This window comes from Photobacterium jeanii (assembly GCF_001650345.1).
Taxonomy (GTDB): Bacteria; Pseudomonadota; Gammaproteobacteria; order Enterobacterales; family Vibrionaceae; genus Photobacterium; species Photobacterium jeanii.
The window spans coordinates 845,623-864,208 of sequence record NZ_LVHF01000012.1; the positions used below are offsets into that span (position 1 = coordinate 845,623).

The 18,586-nt window shown below is 45.7% G+C and carries 16 protein-coding genes; 6 read left to right on the top strand and 10 right to left on the bottom strand.

The genetic code is table 11. The features are described from left to right. Positions 1-69: 69 nt before the first annotated feature. The 6 genes from tyrR to pspA form a co-directional block, all read right to left on the bottom strand. A complete protein-coding gene (gene tyrR / locus A3K86_RS05150) occupies positions 70-1,602 on the bottom strand; it encodes a transcriptional regulator TyrR (protein WP_068328648.1) in 1,533 nt (510 codons plus the stop codon). Between the two features lie 223 nt (positions 1,603-1,825). Then, positions 1,826-2,866, bottom strand: a complete 1,041-nt coding sequence (locus A3K86_RS05155) for a YcjF family protein (RefSeq protein WP_068328650.1) — start codon at positions 2,864-2,866, stop codon at positions 1,826-1,828. Beyond that, a complete protein-coding gene (locus tag A3K86_RS05160) occupies positions 2,863-4,260 on the bottom strand; it encodes a YcjX family GTP-binding protein (protein ID WP_068328652.1) in 1,398 nt (465 codons plus the stop codon). The genes A3K86_RS05155 and A3K86_RS05160 overlap by 4 nt, the downstream gene beginning before the upstream one ends. Positions 4,261-4,423: 163 nt before the next feature. Next, positions 4,424-4,810, bottom strand: coding sequence for an envelope stress response membrane protein PspC (pspC, locus tag A3K86_RS05165; RefSeq protein WP_068328654.1), 387 nt, complete (start codon positions 4,808-4,810; stop codon positions 4,424-4,426). After that, entirely contained in the window at positions 4,807-5,037 is a 231-nt protein-coding gene (pspB, locus tag A3K86_RS05170) for an envelope stress response membrane protein PspB (RefSeq protein ID WP_068328658.1), read from the bottom strand. The genes pspC and pspB overlap by 4 nt, the downstream gene beginning before the upstream one ends. 55 nt (positions 5,038-5,092) lie before the next feature. Further along, positions 5,093-5,758 carry a phage shock protein PspA gene (gene pspA / locus A3K86_RS05175; RefSeq protein ID WP_068328661.1) on the bottom strand — a complete coding sequence of 222 codons (666 nt, stop codon included), beginning with the start codon at positions 5,756-5,758 and terminating at the stop codon, positions 5,093-5,095. Positions 5,759-5,987: 229 nt separating this feature from the next. On the opposite strand from pspA, the gene pspF reads away from it, so the two are divergent. From pspF to A3K86_RS05205, 6 genes are all read left to right on the top strand, one after another. Then, positions 5,988-7,022, top strand: a complete 1,035-nt coding sequence (gene pspF / locus A3K86_RS05180; RefSeq protein ID WP_068328663.1) for a phage shock protein operon transcriptional activator — start codon at positions 5,988-5,990, stop codon at positions 7,020-7,022. Between the two features lie 210 nt (positions 7,023-7,232). Further along, complete coding sequence (sapA, locus tag A3K86_RS05185) at positions 7,233-8,849, top strand: ABC transporter substrate-binding protein SapA (protein WP_068328666.1); 1,617 nt, start codon at positions 7,233-7,235, stop codon at positions 8,847-8,849. Positions 8,850-8,851: 2 nt separating this feature from the next. Next, complete coding sequence (locus tag A3K86_RS05190) at positions 8,852-9,814, top strand: ABC transporter permease (RefSeq protein ID WP_068328669.1); 963 nt, start codon at positions 8,852-8,854, stop codon at positions 9,812-9,814. Further along, entirely contained in the window at positions 9,801-10,688 is an 888-nt protein-coding gene (gene sapC / locus A3K86_RS05195) for a putrescine export ABC transporter permease SapC (RefSeq protein WP_068328672.1), read from the top strand. The genes A3K86_RS05190 and sapC overlap by 14 nt, the downstream gene beginning before the upstream one ends. Next, the gene (locus tag A3K86_RS05200; RefSeq protein ID WP_068328674.1) at positions 10,688-11,686 is read left to right on the top strand and encodes a peptide ABC transporter ATP-binding protein; all 999 of its coding nucleotides are present in this window, start codon (positions 10,688-10,690) and stop codon (positions 11,684-11,686) included. The genes sapC and A3K86_RS05200 overlap by 1 nt, the downstream gene beginning before the upstream one ends. Then, a complete protein-coding gene (locus tag A3K86_RS05205; RefSeq protein WP_068328676.1) occupies positions 11,683-12,507 on the top strand; it encodes a peptide ABC transporter ATP-binding protein in 825 nt (274 codons plus the stop codon). Before A3K86_RS05200 ends, A3K86_RS05205 begins: the two co-directional genes overlap by 4 nt. Positions 12,508-12,531: 24 nt before the next feature. Here A3K86_RS05205 and A3K86_RS23055 read toward each other — a convergent pair whose 3' ends face one another. The 4 genes from A3K86_RS23055 to lapB all read right to left on the bottom strand — a co-directional run bounded on the left by A3K86_RS23055 (position 12,532) and on the right by lapB (position 18,586). Beyond that, positions 12,532-13,041 (bottom strand): type II secretion system protein, encoded by a 510-nt coding sequence (locus A3K86_RS23055; RefSeq protein ID WP_068328678.1) that lies wholly within the window; start codon positions 13,039-13,041, stop codon positions 12,532-12,534. A 163-nt stretch (positions 13,042-13,204) separates the two neighbouring features. Then, positions 13,205-13,900: an orotidine-5'-phosphate decarboxylase gene (gene pyrF / locus A3K86_RS05215; RefSeq protein WP_068328681.1), complete on the bottom strand. Its 696-nt coding sequence runs from the start codon at positions 13,898-13,900 to the stop codon at positions 13,205-13,207. Positions 13,901-14,055: 155 nt separating this feature from the next. Continuing rightward, positions 14,056-17,274: an Ig-like domain-containing protein gene (locus A3K86_RS05220; RefSeq protein ID WP_157599459.1), complete on the bottom strand. Its 3,219-nt coding sequence runs from the start codon at positions 17,272-17,274 to the stop codon at positions 14,056-14,058. A 142-nt stretch (positions 17,275-17,416) separates the two neighbouring features. Beyond that, positions 17,417-18,586, bottom strand: a complete 1,170-nt coding sequence (gene lapB, locus A3K86_RS05230) for a lipopolysaccharide assembly protein LapB (RefSeq protein WP_068328690.1) — start codon at positions 18,584-18,586, stop codon at positions 17,417-17,419.

An 18,586-nucleotide genomic window follows, 5' to 3' on the forward strand; every position in this document is an offset into this window, starting at 1 on the left:
ATAAGTATTCAGCCCACTCTTGCTCAAGCGACAACTTAACGTGCATGAACAACAGTGTGGCTGATCCAATTATTTATTAATGTGATACTCACGAAGTTTATTAGCGACCGCAGTATGAGAAACCCCAAGTCGCTTCGCCAACTTACGTGTCGATGGATAGCTACGATACAAGTTCTCTAGAATGCCAGACTCGTAGCGCTTCATAATTTCATCTAGCGTTCCATCCAAAATTTCATCGCTGATAATGCTGGTGGTTTCATTTTCAGGCAACTGAACATCTTCAATGGCCAGCTCGCCCCCTTCCACTTGAGTCATCGCACGGAACAAGACATTACGCAGTTGGCGAATGTTCCCCGGCCAAGCATACTGGCTGAGATATTGCGCGAGCTTATCGGAAATAAGTGGCTTCGGTTGCTGAAGCTCTTGGGCAAACTGCGACAAGAATAATTCAGCCAACGGCACGATGTCGGCCGTACGTTCACGCAGAGGCGGCACTACTAATGCCAAGACATTCAAACGATAATACAAGTCTTCACGGAATTGCCCTGCGGTGATCAAATCAGGCAGCTTTTTCTGAGTCGAGCAAATCACACGAAGGTCAACTTTTACTTCTTGCTCCTCACCTACACGGCGGAAAGTGCCATCTTGTAAAAAGCGTAAAAGTTTAATTTGCAGGTGTGGCGACATTTCACCGATTTCATACAAGAAAACAGTACCGCCATCGGCTTGCTCAAAAATACCTTTCTTGCTTGGCTCAGTCGCGCTACCAGCAAAACCAAAGAGCTCGGTTTCTGCAGCGTTATCGGGCATAGATACACAGTTCACCACCATAAAGGGTTTGTCGCGTCGAACCGAGCGCTGATGACAGGCACGCGCAAGCATCTCTTTACCTGTACCAGTTTCCCCTTGGATCAACAAAGGTGCATCTAACAAAGCTAACTTTTTCGCTTGGGTCAGCATGTGTTTAAAGCGCGACGATTGCCCAACTAAATGCTCAAAGCCGTTATCACCACTGATTTTACGCATCGCTATCGGCATCTTGGCTTCCGATAACGATTTCAGCAGTACTACCGCACTCGCCATCACCGACTCTTCGTTATCGTCGGTAACGTACACAGGCATGATTTCCATCATGTAATCTAAACCAGCAATCACCATCATTTCGCTACGGTGTTCACTGCCTTGTTTCTCAATCCAATGTTGGAAATTAAACCCGAGCACAGTATGGATAGATTCACCTAGAATATCGTCACGGTGTTTGGCAATCAGGCGCTCAGCCGCTTGGTTGGCTAAATCAATTTTGCCTTGCAGGTTTACTGAGAATACGGGATCAGGAAGGGTTTCTAATAAGGCCGTCAGCTCTTTGTGCTCACGCTCACTCGGCATAAATTGGATTTTACGTACGTCAGTCACACCATCAAGTTGGCGGATCTGTGACATTAGCTGGCTAAATTGCTCAAACTCAATTTCTGGGCAATTCAGGTAGATAATGCCAGTACGGTCAATTTCAATGCCGCGAAGATCTATTTGCTGATTAGTGAGAATATCTAACAACTCACGGGTGATCCCTATACGATCTTCACAGAAGACTTGTAGCCTCATTTTTACACTCCAAAAGTGTCAACTATTCCTGACAGTTGAAGTGTGCGTTGATGTGTTTAATGAGTCAAGTCATGGTGCGAATGATAAGAAGAAATAACGCTCAAATGTGCTCAAGATCCGCCAACCACTTACTTCCCGACGTCTTTTGACCTAAAAAAGCCCCTAGCAAAAAGCTAGAGGCTGATGTTGTTCACAACTAAATTAAGCATGTATGCGTTTGTTGCTACGCCTGTTCTTGCTTTTTGGTCAGCTGCGCCAATAAATCACGGCGAATTTCACCCAATTTAGGCTGTTTACCTTCTTGCCAAGGCAGCGGGCGCATCAAGCTCATTGCTTTTAAGCCAAGGCGCGCGGTAAGTAAGCCAATCCCTACCCCTTGCGCGACTCGGGTAGAAACGCGGCCTGCAATATCCATCGACAACATATTCATGCCAGTATCAGCAACAACTTCGCTTGCACCTGCCAACGCCATATTCGCCAGCACCAGCTTCACCAAACGAATTCGAGACCAGTAACCGAGCTCAACGCCATACACCGCTGAAATCTGCTCAATTAAGCGAAAGTTACGCCATGCTACCAGCAGCATATCAGCGACAGCCAATGGGCTTAACGCCACCATTAATGCCGCTTCACTGGAGTACTTACTCACTAATCGGCGCGCCAGTTTATCTTGTTGCGTCATCACCATTTGATCGTACAGTTGGATCACTTCGCGATCGTTATGCGTTGCCGCTAATGATTGCTGCCAACGGTCGTAACCAGCATGTTCGCTATGAATACCGCTTTGTTTCGCTAGTTTGGTACAAAATGCTTTACCCTGACCAATACCGTCCGCCGCCAATAATGCTTGCGCTTGATCGCGCTCGGTTTGGCGTTGTTTTAGGCGGCGCAATTTGTACAACTCGCGACCAAGAGCGGTGATCCCCATTGCCGCAATACCCGCAGTAATACCACTCCAGCCCATCGCTAACCAATCATTGGTTTGATACGCCGTCACTACGTAGTCGACCGTTTGCCCCCCCACCATAGCAGCACCCGCAACTAATAGCCCTTTAAACCAGCCACTGCGTTTTTTCGGCTTCGCCAAAGTACGCTCAAGTTCAGCTTCTAGGCTTTCAGCTTGGTCTTGCTCTGGGGTCGTTTCAGGTAAGAAACGGGAATCCTCAGCAAATTGTAACTGGCTATTGAGAGTCACATCAGGTTCGGCTGGCTTTGGCTCGTCAAACACCACTTTTCTTTTTAATTCTTGAGGTTGTTGGCTCATTGCAATTTATCTCCCAACAAATATTCCAGTGCTTTATCCATTCGGATATGCGGTAAAGGCTCGTCACTTTGCTGCGTTAGCGGTCTGAAATTAACAAAATCAAAGCCATTGGATTGCCAGTAACTTTCGCTTGGCAATCGGCGCGGCACTTCACCTGGGTATATAGTTTGCGCTTCATCATCCAAAGTATGACCACGAAGCGCTGGCATCTGCTGACCTTGATAAGACACAAACCCCGGCTCGGTCGCCTGAATAGAAGACAAGCTCATGCAGTCCATTTTGATCCCTTCAAACGATGCCGTTTGCCATGCTTCATTGACCATCTGCTGCAATAAGCTCACCAAATTTGGATGCTGCTCCGGCGTAACATGATCAGCTTTGGTTGCGGCAAAAAGCACCTTATCAATCCGAGGTGAAAACAAACGGCGCAGTAGTGAACTACGACCGTATTTAAAACTTTGCATCAATTGATCGAGTGCTTGACGCATATCGTTAAACGACTCAGGGCCGGCATTGAGTGGCTGTAAACAATCAACCAAGATGATCTGACGATCAAACTTCGAGAAATGCTCTCGATAAAACGCTTTCACCACATGTTGCTGATAATACTTGTAGCGCGCTTTCAACATGCCGAAATTACTGTGTTCATCAGCTTGCGCTAATTCAGCTTCGTTATGATGCTGCAACCAAACAAATGGGAAGAAATGCAGCACAGGTGCACCCGCTAACTCCCCCGGTAATACAAAGCGCCCCGGTTGCACCCAGTGCAAACCTGCTTCCGCTTTGCAGCTATATAAATAATCGGTAAAACTTTTTGCGATCGCTTCTATTTGGGCTTCATCAGCTGGCTCAAAGGGGTCTAGATCTGCACCTAAGCTCATCCACTTATCTGCTAGCTCAGCACGCTTCCCTTTCATTAATTTGGCTTGCTGCGCCGACCATTCCAAGTAGTTCATATCAAGCAGAGGCAAATCCAACAGCCACTCACCCGGATAATCAACGATATCGAGATACATGGTTGCCGTATCTTGCAATAGCTTTAGCGGTCCTTTTTGCGGCTTATACCTAAGTGCCAATCGCGTTTGACTAACATCACGCGTTGGTTCAGGCCATGCTGGCGGCGTCGATAATAACGACTGCATGCCTTCGTCGTAGGCAAATTTAGGAACATGCATATCGAGTTGCGGAACACGTTTTACACCCAGCAAATGGTCTTCTCGCACCGCTGAAAACAACGGTAAGCGCGGGTTGGTGCTGACATGCATCAACTGATTAATTAAAGAAGTAATGAAGGCGGTTTTCCCCGCTCGCGACAAGCCCGTGACTGCCAAACGAACATGGCGGTCTAAACTGCGGTTTACTAACTTGTTTAATTCATTACCAATTCGATTCATAACCTTTCCCACAAATCTGTAAACTGAAACCAGTCTACTTCAATCAAAATTAATCTCAGATGAATCTGATTGTCAGATATCTCAATAGCGCCCTAATACTAACAACCGAAAAAAGCAGGCCGAAGCCTGCTTTTGTGTCACGGGTCTCTCACCCTGATGCGGATTACAGATTCTTAAATTCACGTTGTACGGTGAAGGTTGATGAAGTGACATAAGCTTCCATGTCTCTGACCTTAGTTTCCATTTGGTCAAACTCCATCTCTAAGTTCTGCAGCACCTGCTCTGGTTGCTGCCCTGCTTGCCATGACTTTTGCTTAACTTTATGGTCGTTATACACGTTTTGCTGGTATCTGTGCTCTTCAGGCATCTTATCCAAAATCAAGCACGCAGCGATATAAGCCACCAGCACCACAAAACCCAACCCCAGTAAAAAAGCTGACACAGTTAATATTCGCACTAACCAGACTTCAACACCGAAGTATTCAGCAACCCCAGCACATACACCGCCGAGTTTGCCGTTTTTCGGGTCGCGATACAGCATTTTACTCATTGCTTATGCCTCCATTGCGGTGCTTCAGCATCAAGAATTTTCTCAAGGGTCACGATACGCGTTTGCATTTGTTCTGCACGAACGACCAACGCTTGTAATTTCTCGTGATCTTCACTCGATAACCCTTGCGCTGCATGGCGTTGACTACGGTAATGTAAAATCAACCATAACGGCGCTACAAACACCATGAACACAATTAATGGAACAGCCAAAAATCCCATCGACATTCGTTATCTCCTAATTCGCGCAGTCCAAAAAATAGAATCGTGTAATTGAGTTATCTTACTCTTTTCCTTTCATATTTTCTTTGAGACGCGCTAGCTCTTTCTCAATTTCATCTTGCGCTTGCAGATCAGCAAACTCTTGCTCTAGGTTTTTACCACGACCTAGGTTGTAGCTGTCAGCTTCTGCTTCCATTTCATCGATGCGACGCTCATATTGCTCAAACTTCGACATCGCTTCATCAACTTTACCGGTATCTAATTGACGACGAACATCGCGGCGGTTTCCTGCCGTTTTATGGCGCATCACTAATGCTTGCTGACGTGCTCGTGTCTCTTGCAACTTACGCTCTAGTTCAGCCACTTCACCAGTTAGCTTATTGATGGTGTCTTCCACCAATTTGTATTCTTCGTTAAGTGTAAGCACCACATCGCTTAGTTTTTGCTTTTCAATCAAAGCTGCACGCGCTAAATCTTCACGACCTTTTTGTAGCGCAAGGCTCGCTTTTTCCTGCCAATCGTCAGCTTGGGCTTGCAGTGAATCAATGCGGCGTTGCAGTTCTTTCTTGTCAGCCAATGCGCGCGCAGAAGAAGTACGTACTTCTACCAAAGTGTCTTCCATTTCCTGAATAATCAGACGGATCATTTTTTGTGGATCTTCTGCTTTATCCAGTAGTGAGTTGACGTTTGCATTCACGATATCGGCAAAACGTGAAAAAATACCCATAATTTCTCTCCTCGTTGAATCGATGCCCGTGATTAGCCATCTTGGCTACACTGGCTATCAAAAATACAGCAGCCTTTCATAATAAGCTGCGTCAGTTCGCTAGATAGTTTGTATATATCAAGCAACGTGCCAACTTTTAAGTTATTGATATTACTTAATATCACTTTGTCGTTGTTCACTATTACTGCTATGGTGTGATTAATTACGCCAACAATTAGCGAGATTAACCATGCAAAAACAGGATAATTTAATTGGTGAGTCTGAAGCCTTTCTCAGCGTTCTAGATCTTGCCTCGCGACTCGCACCGCTCGACAGACCAATCCTGATCTTAGGAGAGCGAGGTACGGGTAAAGAATTGATTGCACAGCGGATGCATTACCTCTCCCGCCGTTGGGATCAACCTTTGGTCACGCTAAACTGTGCAGCGCTAAGTGATGGTGTGATTGATTCTGAACTCTTTGGTCATGAAGCTGGCGCTTTTACAGGTGCTAAAGGCCGTCACCAAGGACGATTTGAACGTGCGGAAAGCGGTACTCTCTTTCTCGATGAACTTGCAACAGCCCCCCTTGGCGTTCAAGAAAAGCTGCTACGCGTGATTGAATACGGTGAATACGAACGTGTCGGCGGTAGTCGCACTTGCCAAGCCAATGTCCGTTTAATTTGTGCAACTAACGAAAACCTACCTCAACTAGCTGAACAAGGGCAATTTCGCGCTGACTTACTCGATCGTTTAGCGTTCGATATTATCCATCTGCCGCCATTACGCGAACGACATGAAGATATTTTGCCACTAGCTGAATACTATGCGGTGCGGATGTGCCGTGAAATGGGATACGGTTATTTCGCAGGTTTTACCCGTCAAGCCGAGCATAGCCTGATGCAATATCAATGGCCGGGCAACATACGTGAACTTAAAAACGTGGTTGAGCGGTCAGTATTTCGCCATGGAATTGAAGACGAAGCGGTTGATGACATCATCATCGATCCGTTCACCCCACCATGGCAAAAAAGCAACAATTCGCTTGAGTCCCCAAAAGCAGAACCACCAGCGTCCTCACAACAGAGTGCATTCAGCTTACCGTTAAATTTCCGCCAGTGGCAGCAAAGCCAAGAAGTGAACTTGATCCAATATGCGTTAGTACAAACTCAATATAATCAACGCAAAGCCGCTGACCAACTGGGTTTGAGCTACCATCAATTAAGGGGATTACTGCGCAAATATGATCTGGTTGGTACAACATCCAATAACGATACGGAATCATAAACTTAAGGTTAAAATTGGAAAATCGTGATCCAACAGCCAGTATCGCACCATGCAATGGTGACCCAAGCAACGACATAGAGTAAAACTGAATTTACGAAAACGATCCGATAAAAACACAATAATTTCAGTGGTTATTATCACTGTTAGCTTGGTGCTAAGGAGAGAAAGTGATAAATTTGTACGCTTGTTTTCGATATATACCCTTTCTTTATGAACGTCTTTAGTCGTTGCTTACTCGCATGCTGGGGGTTGGTTAGCCTAGTGGGCTGCCAAGAACCACCGCAAGACAGCAATACGCGTAGCCGTGGATTCATTTACTGTGGGCAAAAAACGCCAACAACCTTTAATCCTCAGTTGACTGATAGTGGGCTCACCGCTGACACCTTAGCCGCTCAACTCTTTGATCGCTTACTGCAACTCGATCCTGTTAGCCATCAACCGCTACCTGGCCTTGCCCGTAGTTGGGAAGTGAGTGACGATGGTTTGGTGTATACCTTCCATTTACGCTCTGGGGTTGAGTTTCAGCGTACCCCTTGGTTTACGCCAACGCGACCATTCAACGCCCAAGACGTGGTCTTTAGTTTCAAGCGTATTATCGAACCTAATCATCCGTTCTATAAAGTCTCTGGCGGCCGTTATCCGTGGTTTGAAAGTATTGGTTTTCGCCACCTGATCGATGATATTCGCATGACTGCGCCAGATACTGTGACCTTTACGCTTAATCGTCCTGATAACGCCTTCCTGTCTAATCTTGCGACCACATACGCGGTGATTTACTCACAAGAGTACGGTCAGCAGCTTTTAAAAGCAGGTCAACTTGATCTACTGGACATGAAGCCTATCGGTACTGGTCCGTTTTATTTAGACGAGTATGTACCAAACGATCTGATCCGCCTTAAACGACATTGGGGATACTGGCGTGGGGCATCGCCGATGGAGCAAGTGGTCTTTGATATCGCTTCTCATGGCACCGGCGATTTGGCTAAGCTGTTAAGTAAAGAGTGTGATGTACTGTCATCTCCGGTTGCAAGTCAGCTTCCAGTTATCACCGACCACCCTGACTTTGAGCTATTGGCGCAAACAGGGATGAACGTCGCATTCCTTGCCTTTAATACTGATAACCCATCCCTTGCCAACCCTGAAGTTCGCCAAGCGATTAATGCAGCGATCAACCGTGACAATATTCTAAACTCTGTGTATTACGGCACCGGCACTAAAGCGAAAAGCTTATTACCGCCAATGTCGTGGGCATACAATCACGGTAGCCAAGCGCTCGATTACGATTTAACGCTAGCAAAGCAAAAGCTAAAACACGCCGGAATCGAGCCGGGCATGACAATGACCATGTTAGTGCCGATGGATCCTCGTCCTTATAACCCGAGTCCGAAGAAAACAGCTGAGTTGATTCAATCCGACTTAGCGGCTATTGGTATCAAACTAAATATCACCCTAGACAGGCAAGAGCGGATCAGCGCCATTACTAATAATTACGATATGGTACTGACAGGCTGGATTGCAGATAACGGTGACCCTGACAATTTCTTACGCCCACTACTCTCGTGTGATGCTAAACAAGCTGGGTTGAACATTGCCAACTGGTGTAACTTGTCGTTTGATAACTTGCTAGAGCTTGCTTCTCGTACTAATCAGCTCGACCAACGTGTCAGTTACTATCACCACGCGCAAAATATCATTGATGAACAGGTGCCGATTGTACCACTCGCACACGGTGTGCATTTTCAAGTTCATCACCGCTCATTGGGCGGCCTTCAAATGAGTCCATTTGGTACACGTTCTTTTTCTAGCGTGTACCGAAGTGAGAAATAAATATGTTTATTTATACGATCCGTCGCCTCAATCTGTTCGTGATTACGCTCGCGATATTAACCATGATCGGGTTCAGTATCCTGCGTCTCGACCAGACGTCGCTATGGAGTAACCAACCATTCTGGAGCGGTTGGCTAATTTATGTCGAAAACCTACTTGCAGGTAACCTTGGCTTAAACCAAAACGGGGAACCTGTTCTACAAGAGGTTCTTGCCGTATTCCCCGCCACCTTAGAACTGTGTTTCTTTGCTTTTGGGTTGTCACTCATTGTGGGCATTCCGCTGGGTACCGTAGCTGGTGTTCGTCAAGGCCGCCCAGTTGATACCATCATTTCTTCTATTGCACTGGTTGGCTATTCTATTCCGCTCTTTTGGCTAGCCATGTTGCTGATCTTACTATTTTCACTCAACCTAAGCTGGCTGCCTGTCGCAGGTCGCTACAGCTTGTTGTATGAAATCGATCATGTAACCGGCTTTGCTATTGCCGATGTTCTGCTTTCTGATGCGCCATATCGCGCAGAAGCTTTAATGGACGTGATCCGCCATCTAATTTTGCCAACCTTAGTCTTGGCAATGGCACCGACGACAGAGGTTATTCGTTTAACACGTACCTCTGTGATTGAAGTGATGACGCAAAACTACATCAAAGTTGCCCACACCAAAGGGCTATCGATGTTTGAAATCATCATTCGTCACGTCCGTAAAAACGCCATTCCACCGATCATTCCGATGCTTGGTATGCAGTTCTCGACCATGATGACATTTGCCATGTTAACCGAGTCTATCTTCAACTGGCCGGGCATTGGCCGCTGGCTACTGGATGCGATTTCAGATCAAAACTATGTCGCTATCCAAGCTGGCGTGATCACAGTCGCGAGCTTTATTCTGCTGGCTAATATTTTCTCTGATTTAATGGGCGCTGCCATTAACCCGCTAGTAAGGAAAGAATGGTATGCCATCAAATAATATTTATCAGGAACAGAAAATCCCCACCCAGTGGGAACGCTCACGCCAAGACTTTCGTGGTAATTCACTGGCAATGTTTGGTTTGTGGTGTTTAATCCTAACCCTATTACTAACAGTAAGTGCAAGCTGGCTCGCCCCGTACCTACCGCAGCATCAAGTTGGCGAGCTATTAATGCCACCATCGTGGGATCAAGCTGGTCACGTTGAGTTTTTCTTCGGCACCGATGACTTAGGGCGCGATATTCTTAGCCGCTTACTCTTGGGCTCTCAGCTCACCTTTGGCTATGCGCTATTGGTCGCTTTGGCATCCAGTGCAATCGGTATTGTGATTGGGGTACTCGCGGGCATGACCCACGGCTTAAAGTCGAGCTTCCTTAACCACATCCTAGATACTGTGCTATCTATCCCATCGCTACTGCTAGCCATTATTGTCGTGGCTTACATGGGACCTGGTGAGATGAATATCTTGCTGGCAATTTGGTTGGCACTGATCCCACGTTTTATCCGTGCGATATACACCGCCGTACATACTGAAGTTGAGAAAGATTACATCATCGCAGCTCGTCTTGATGGTGCTAACAATCTCTATTTGCTGTATCACTCGATTCTGCCGAACATTCTGACCACCATAACCACTGAGCTGACTCGTGCTATTTCGATTGCGATCCTCGACATCGCAGCCCTAGGCTTCTTAGGGTTAGGTGCTCAAGCTCCATCACCAGAATGGGGCGCAATGTTAGGTGATTCTGTCGAGCTCATTTACCTAGCTCCTTGGACTGTGACCCTACCCGGTCTTGCTATTATGTTCAGTGTATTGATTGTTAATTTAGTTGGTGAAGGACTCCGCCAAGCACTTAACGCGGGGATAGACTAATGCCTTTATTGGATATTCGTAATTTAACCATCGAAATCGATACACCACAGGGAATGGTGAAGGCGGTTGACCGCATGAGCCTGACGCTGAATGAAGGTGAAATCCGTGGTTTAGTAGGCGAATCAGGCTCAGGTAAGAGTTTGGTTGCTAAAGCCATTGCAGGGGTTGAGAAAGACAACTGGCGCGTCAGTGCAGACCGTTTACGCCTTGGCAATATCGATTTGCTTGCCCTTTCACCTCGTGAGCGTCGTAAGATTGTTGGTCGTGAAATCGCGATGATCTTCCAAGAGCCTACCTCTTGTTTAGATCCTTCTGAACCAGTTGGTGAGCAGCTTGAAGAAGCGATCCCATCGTCCTCTTTCAATGGCAAATGGTGGCAGCGTTACGGTTGGCGTCAAAAGCAAGCCATTGCCTTGCTCCATAAAGTGGGTATCAAAGAACACAAACGTGTAATGCGCAGTTACCCGTACGAACTGACCGATGGTGAATGTCAGAAGGTTATGATTGCAATGGCGATTGCTAACCGCCCACGCTTGCTGATTGCCGATGAGCCAACCAACGACCTTGACCCTATTACACAAGCGCAAATTTTCCGTTTACTGAGCCGAATGAACCAGTTGGGTAACACCACTATTTTGCTCGTCAGCCACGATCTGACCACGGTTACTCAGTGGGCTGACCGCATCACGGTTATGTATTGCGGTCAATCCGTAGAATCAGCCGGTCGCCATCAACTACTTGAATCGCCACACCACCCTTATACCGAAGCTTTGCTACGAGCGATGCCTGATTTTAGTAAGGAAATCCCACATAAGAGTAAGCTAGAAACGCTTGCAGGCTCCATTCCACCATTGCAACATTTACCTATTGGTTGTCGCTTAGGACCACGATGTCCTCATGCTCAGCGCAAATGTGTTGAAGTACCTAAACGCCGTAAGATCAAGAACCACAAGTTTAGCTGTCACTTCCCGCTAAACATGGAGGACAGCAAGAAATGAGTGCACTACTTGAAGTAGAAAACCTAAGCAAAAATTACCACTATCGCTCAGGGCTGTTCCGCCGCCGTACAGTGGAAGCAGTAAAACCGATTTCATTTTCTCTTGAAGCGGGTGAAACCTTAGCATTCATGGGCGAAAACGGTTCAGGTAAATCAACTTTGGCAAAAATGTTGGCAGGTGTTGTTGAACCAACTGAAGGTGTGATCCGCGTAAATGGAGAACCATTGGCACCCAATGATTTCCAAACCCGCTGCAAATTGATCCGCATGATTTTCCAAGATCCAAACACCTCCCTGAATCCACGTATTCAGATCGGTAAGATCCTTGAAGGCCCGCTAAAACGTAACACCAATATGACACCACAAGAACGTGAGCGTCGTATTATGCAAACCTTAAAGCGTGTCGGTTTACTGCCAGAACATGCTTACTTTTACCCACAGATGCTGGCAACAGGTCAAAAGCAAAGGGTATCCCTTGCCCGTGCATTGATTTTGCAACCTTGTATTATCGTTGCCGATGAAGCATTGAACGGTCTTGATATGTCGATGCGCTCGCAGATCATTAACTTGTTGTTTGAACTACAAGAAGAGATGGGGCTGTCTTACATTTATGTATCGCAGCATATGGGCGTGATAAAACACTTTACTGATAAAGTCATGGTAATGCATGAAGGTGAAGTAGTGGAATCAGGAAATACTGCCGAAGTGTTTAACAACCCACAGCATGCTTTAACGCAAAAGCTGCTCGATAGCCATTTCTCAGCGCCTTCCCACGACCGTAGTAGCCGTATTAGTGGCGCAACCCCTAAGATCTGCTGTTAATACAATTGACCATCGGGCTGTAACTTAGCAGCCCGAATCATCCATCTCTAAGGTATATGTTTGGGTAGCAGAAGAGACTGGCGGCTTATACATTACATAACATCGCTGGCTTTTGTTTGAGAAATTTCGAGGCATAATGTAGAGCCCATCTTTTGTTGGATTAGGGTTATGCCACATCCACTCATAATCACTTGGTTCCTGATAAGGTACTTCGCCAAATTCCCCTACTAATAGTTCACTCCAGACACGACGATACTGATTAAGCGGATAACCATATACCACTTCAATTGAACGGCCATTCATGCTCACTGCACCTGATGGGCTCTTATCTAACCCATTAAGCGCAGACACCGCATACACTTGTGCCGCAGCCGACGCCATCGCCCCTTTCATTCCTGCTAAAGTTGCTTTTCGTGCTTCATGTTGAAGGTTCAAAAATTTCGGAGCAGCAGTAACAGCTAAAATACCAAGTATCACAATGACAACAACGAGCTCAATTAAAGTAAAACCACGAGCTTCACTATTATTTGTCATTTTAACCAATCACTTATATCGCCAAAAGGAATGCCAATATATTGACATAGCGGATAATAAAATAGCAATCACTATTATCTGAGACTAAATCAAGGCTCAAAAAAATACCCCGCCAAAGCGAGGTATTATAATTCTGCTTAGTTAGCGAGAAGCTAACTCACACTTAAGCAAGAGTGGCATTAATTTCAGCCAATACTGCCGCAGGGTCAGCAGCCTTGGTAATTGGGCGACCAATAACAAGGTAATCAGATCCAGCTTGAACTGCTTCCACAGGCGTCATCACGCGACGTTGATCACCTGCCGCACTACCTGCTGGACGGATACCTGGGGTTACGAGTTTAAACTCTTGGCCAAGTTGCGTTTTCAGCATTGACGCTTCTTGTGCTGAGCAGACTACGCCATCGAGGCCGCTGTTCTTCGTTAAATTTGCTAGGTTCAATACCTGCTCTTGCGGTTCACGCTGAATACCAATACCCGCAAGATCCGATGCTTCCATGCTTGTCAGCACTGTCACACCAATAAGAAGCGGACGATCTTTACCGTAAGGTTCTAGAATTTCACGAGAAGCCGTCATCATACGCTCACCGCCACTAGCGTGAACATTGACCATCCATACGCCCATATCGGCAGCTGCTGCAACAGCACGAGAACAAGTGTTCGGGATATCATGAAATTTCAGGTCTAGAAATACAGAATGGCCCCGATCATGCAGTTTACGCACAAAGTCAGGGCCAAAATAAGTAAACATCTCTTTGCCAACTTTAAGTCGACAACTTCCCGGTTCGATACGATCAACAAAGGCTAACGCATCATCTAGTTTTGGGTAGTCGAGAGCGACAATCACTTTTGGGTCTAACATGGCATCTCCTGCTAAGTTATATGTTCAATCCAATTCAGCAATGCTGAACTGGGGTCAGGATTTTACATGAAAATTGTAATTTATCGAGTCCTTATCTGCATTTCATTACAATTACAACAAAAGTGGCACTAAACTAGCGCCACTAAACGTTTACCTTACTGAGAAAACAGTTCCAAATAATCCAACACTACAGCAGTTCCCGGCTTACCTTCAGTTACAAAGCGAACCTCGTTGGTTCCTGAGGGAAACCCAACGGAATAACTCTGATAGTACTCGGTGTCTGTGGCTTTATAACGATCACGTCCACTCCCTCGACCATTACCATTTGCAACCCCAGGCTTTCTTGAAAAGTCGCCATTGATGTTAAAACTGGTTGCAACCCCGTTTTTATAAAGCACCAGCCCATCAACCCAATTCGCGCCATCACGATACTGGATCTTAAAATGCCCTTGCTTATAAGCATCTTCAGACCCAAGGCGCACCACGGCTTGAGAAAATAGTTCACCATGGCTGGTTACAGAAAGTGCGGTTTCGTGACCTCGTAAGATAAGTTGTGACGGTTCGTTGCGATGATGCTGGCCAGTAACAGTAACTTGTACCCCTTCAATCGACTTCGATACATTCATCGGCCACGCACGACTATCTAACTTATCACTACTATCAAGTTCATCATGAGTAAAAGATAACGTTAATCGCTTACCTTGTTTTTCTGGATTTACAACGCTCCAAATATTCCCGTTTACCCAGCCATCAGCAAATTGTGTATCTATGCGCCAATACAGTACCGGCCGCTGACGATCTGGTAGGATCTGCGCTGTTGTTGCCATTCCCATATCACGTTGCTGTTCAAAAACAGTTAAGTCAGCTTGATACCCCCAAGTTAAGCGATAACCTTTAGCCCCTTTATTATTCCAACGTAACGTTAAGTCTTGCCATGATGTCGATTTACCATTGAGTGGCGCATTGGAATACGCTTTTTGTTTACCCTCGTAAAAATCACGAACTTCTTGTTCGCTCAACGCATAACTGTATAGTTGAATATCATCAACCCGCGATTTACGACTAACAAAGTCAGTCACGTCTTCCCAAATTGTGGTATCTCCCGCATTAAGCTGACGCATAAACCATGGTCCAACGTATTGGGAGTACCAGTCACGCCCCGAACTATACCAACCATGCGTACCACCAGGGTAAACACCAGCAAAGCCATCAGGCAAAGTAACGTAGTCAGAAAAATCGGCGTCACTCTTGGCCAACTTCATCGGCACAATTTTATTATCTACCCAAGTTGTAACTGTGTTGTTTTCGCGGTTGACCACCCAAACAATTTTGTGCGGTTTATTGTCATTCACCACGACAGCATCAGGTTTAGCATACGCATGAACAATATGCGGCTGCTGACGAAAGTGACTTTGTGTAAAGAATTGACGCCCCACTAAAGTCCAACCAAGCCCCTTTAGCGGCTCACCTGAATGATTAGCTCGCTGGGTATTACCGTTGAAGTACGACAATGCAAACCCTTCATCTAGTTTACCTTGCCCGACCATAGCAATTTCTTGGCTTCCGCGACTCATACTGCCATCAGTACGATGAGAAACAAAATCGCCATCTTGGGTAAATGTCAGCGAGACAGAATAGCTAGACAGGCCAGGTACCAAATCATGAGGCACATGGTCTTTATTCGCCATTGCATCATTTTCTTCAAAGACTAAGTTGTAACCGCCTTCTCGCAAAATTTCCTGAGCTAAACCGACATAAGACCAACGTGGCAAATTTGTCACTCTGCGAATAAAGTGTTCCCCTCCCGCTTGATTAACCAACAACTGAATATCACCAGCAGCTTTGTTATCTTCGGTTTTTAAATCTTTGCGAACGGTGTAGTTATCTAGCGAATAATAAGCAATTCGTGATTTCGACAGCACTCGCACATGAACTTCGCTGCGATCAGCCATACCCTGATCATCAACAATGACATAACTAAATTCATCTTCCCCCACAAAACCGACAGGAGCGACATATTCAAAAACGCCATTCCCCAAATGTGCAACACGAGCATTTTGAGCCGAACGCTGGTCATATGAGCGAATAGTCACTTTGCCGCCAGATAAATTACCGTTAGCATCAAAGTCATTTGCGAAGACATTAACTTGCCCTCGCCCATCACGCTCAACATCCAAATGATCAATGTTGGCATTTGGGCTCATTCGCGACTGCATTGCAGGAACGATTTTGCCATTCATCGCCCCCGGAGAAGATTTAACAACCGAAATATTATTGGTCGGGATCAGTTCCATAGCCCCCATTAGACCAACAGACTCAGGACCAACATCATGCCCCAAATTAAATGCATGCCCTACTTCATGAAGCGTGCACCACAAGGATTTATTATATTCACACCAACTCGTTAGCCCCGTATTTGCACCACTATTGGCAGGACCTGTGAAACGATGAAAAAGTGAAAACTTTTTGTCTAACTTAGTACGCAAATGCTGTTGTTGTTCATTTTCACTCAACCCACTTGGCTTAGCGGTCGCAATCAAGCCTCCGGCATAACTAAATCGAATAAGTGCATCGCGAGCAAACACGTAATCCAACAAATTAGCGGCATAATCCATACCACCAATCGCACTATTTAGCTTTCTCTTAAATATTTTGTCGTAACTATCAAATGAGGCAAAAAAAGTAATCTCTGCTAGCTGAAGATAAAAGCTCTCCTTGCTAGGAATAGGCGAAGATAGCGATGGTGCGCCAAGCTGATGGTTCTCTTTTATTGGCTGTAAATCGACAGGAGAGCGATTGATTGCATTATTAAGGATTAACCCTTTTTGTACCTTCGTCGGCATGGGTATTGAAGGGATTTCCCAAGCCAACTGGCCTCCATAAAAAACACGGCCATAGAAATTATTCTCCCCATCCACATAACCGATAATCATTGATTCTGGCTCAGAATCAACTTGTCCTCGGTAACTGCGAACTTCCGGAGTGTAGTTTAAAGGCGAAATTTCAGCGGGGTTGTCTGCCGCATATTGATAGAAGACCGTATCTTTGCGACGTAGGGAGAATTTATAAAGCGTAACCGGTAAGACCTGATCATTACGTCTTACGGTTGTTGTAAAAGACTGTGGTAACGTTTCGTAATCAGCAATGTTGAATTTATCAGGTATGGTGCCACCTCCTGAGTTATCGGTACCATTACCAGATCCACTACCTGTTGTTCCTGTTCCTGTTCCTGTTCCTGTTCCTGTTCCTGTTCCTGTTCCTGTTCCTGTTCCTGTTCCTGTTCCTGTTCCTGTAGATGATGTTCCCGATGACTCACCACCACAAGCACTGACAATGCTTACTAAAGCCAATATGAATAAAATTCGACCAAACATAAAAACACCGTACAATAAAGTTGGTCTTTTTATACACTAGCGCCAATATCAATGCATTTATTTACTCTCAATTTAATTAAACAAAAAGAAGGATTTATACAGGTCGCTGTCTAAGTTGGTTAGAAATATGACCTAACCAACGTTATTCACCGTCGAGACCACGAATTGGCTTCACTGCACCCCAGCCTTTACATGACGGGCACTGCCAATATAAAGAATGAGTAGCAAAGCCACATTTACGACAGCGATAATGCGGTTTAATTTTAAGTTGTTCGCCAACCAATTTACGTAAGGAGGTTAAGCTCTCTTTAGCGCGACCTTCTTCCGCTTCATCAAGGTGATAGTCCATCAACTGATAGAAGCCTTTCATGGTTGGGTTTTTGGTAAGCTGACGAGTCATATACGCCTGAGCTAACGCAGGGCCGTCACGCTTGAAGATTTCATCCGCTAACAAGAGCTCTGCGGTTGCACCTGCTTTTTGCTCTACGCACTGTTGAAGATATTTCAACCAAGTGCTTTCGCTACCCATGGCCTCATAGCATTCCAACAATAAAGGTAAACCTTCACTCACAAAGTCTACATCTTGTTCTGCAATGCGCTCTAACTGTTTTGCTGCTGCTTTGTACTCTTTCTCATTAATCAAAATACGAGCAGTAGCTATCGTTGCACGTACGCAGGTTTTGTCAGCAGAAAGGGCTTTTTTAAGATAACTTTTGGCTTTGTCGGGATTTTGCGCACCAAGCTCAAGCATAGAAAGCTCACACCAATAATGAGCAATATCGTGCTTAAGCTTAGGTTTACCCATTTTTACCAACTGAGATGCCATTTCGATGGCTTTTTCCCACTCACGAGTTTGCTGGTAAATAGAAAGCAGTTGCTGCAACGCCGCCTTTCGGTGATCAGGCTCGTCCAACAATTGATGGAAGATTTTTTCTGCGCGATCAAGAAAACCCGCCGCCATGTAATCCTTCGCTAACTGCTGCAATGCTAAGTTGCGCTGATCTATGGTTAGGTTTGGGCGGGCAATCAAATTCTGGTGGATGCGAATCGCACGATCAACCTCACCTCTGCTGCGGAAAAGGTTCCCCAAAGCTAAGTGAGTATCAATAGTCTCGCTATCGACTTGCAGCAACTCAATGAACAAATCTACCGCTTTGTCTGACTGATCAGAAAGCAGCAGGTTCAAACCTGTCACGTATTGACGCGACAGGTGATGAGATTGCTCTTGACGTTCGTTTCGAGCGCTCCTATTACCCATATACCAGCCGTAGGCTGCAGCAATGGGAAGCAATAGGAACAACAGCTCAAGCAT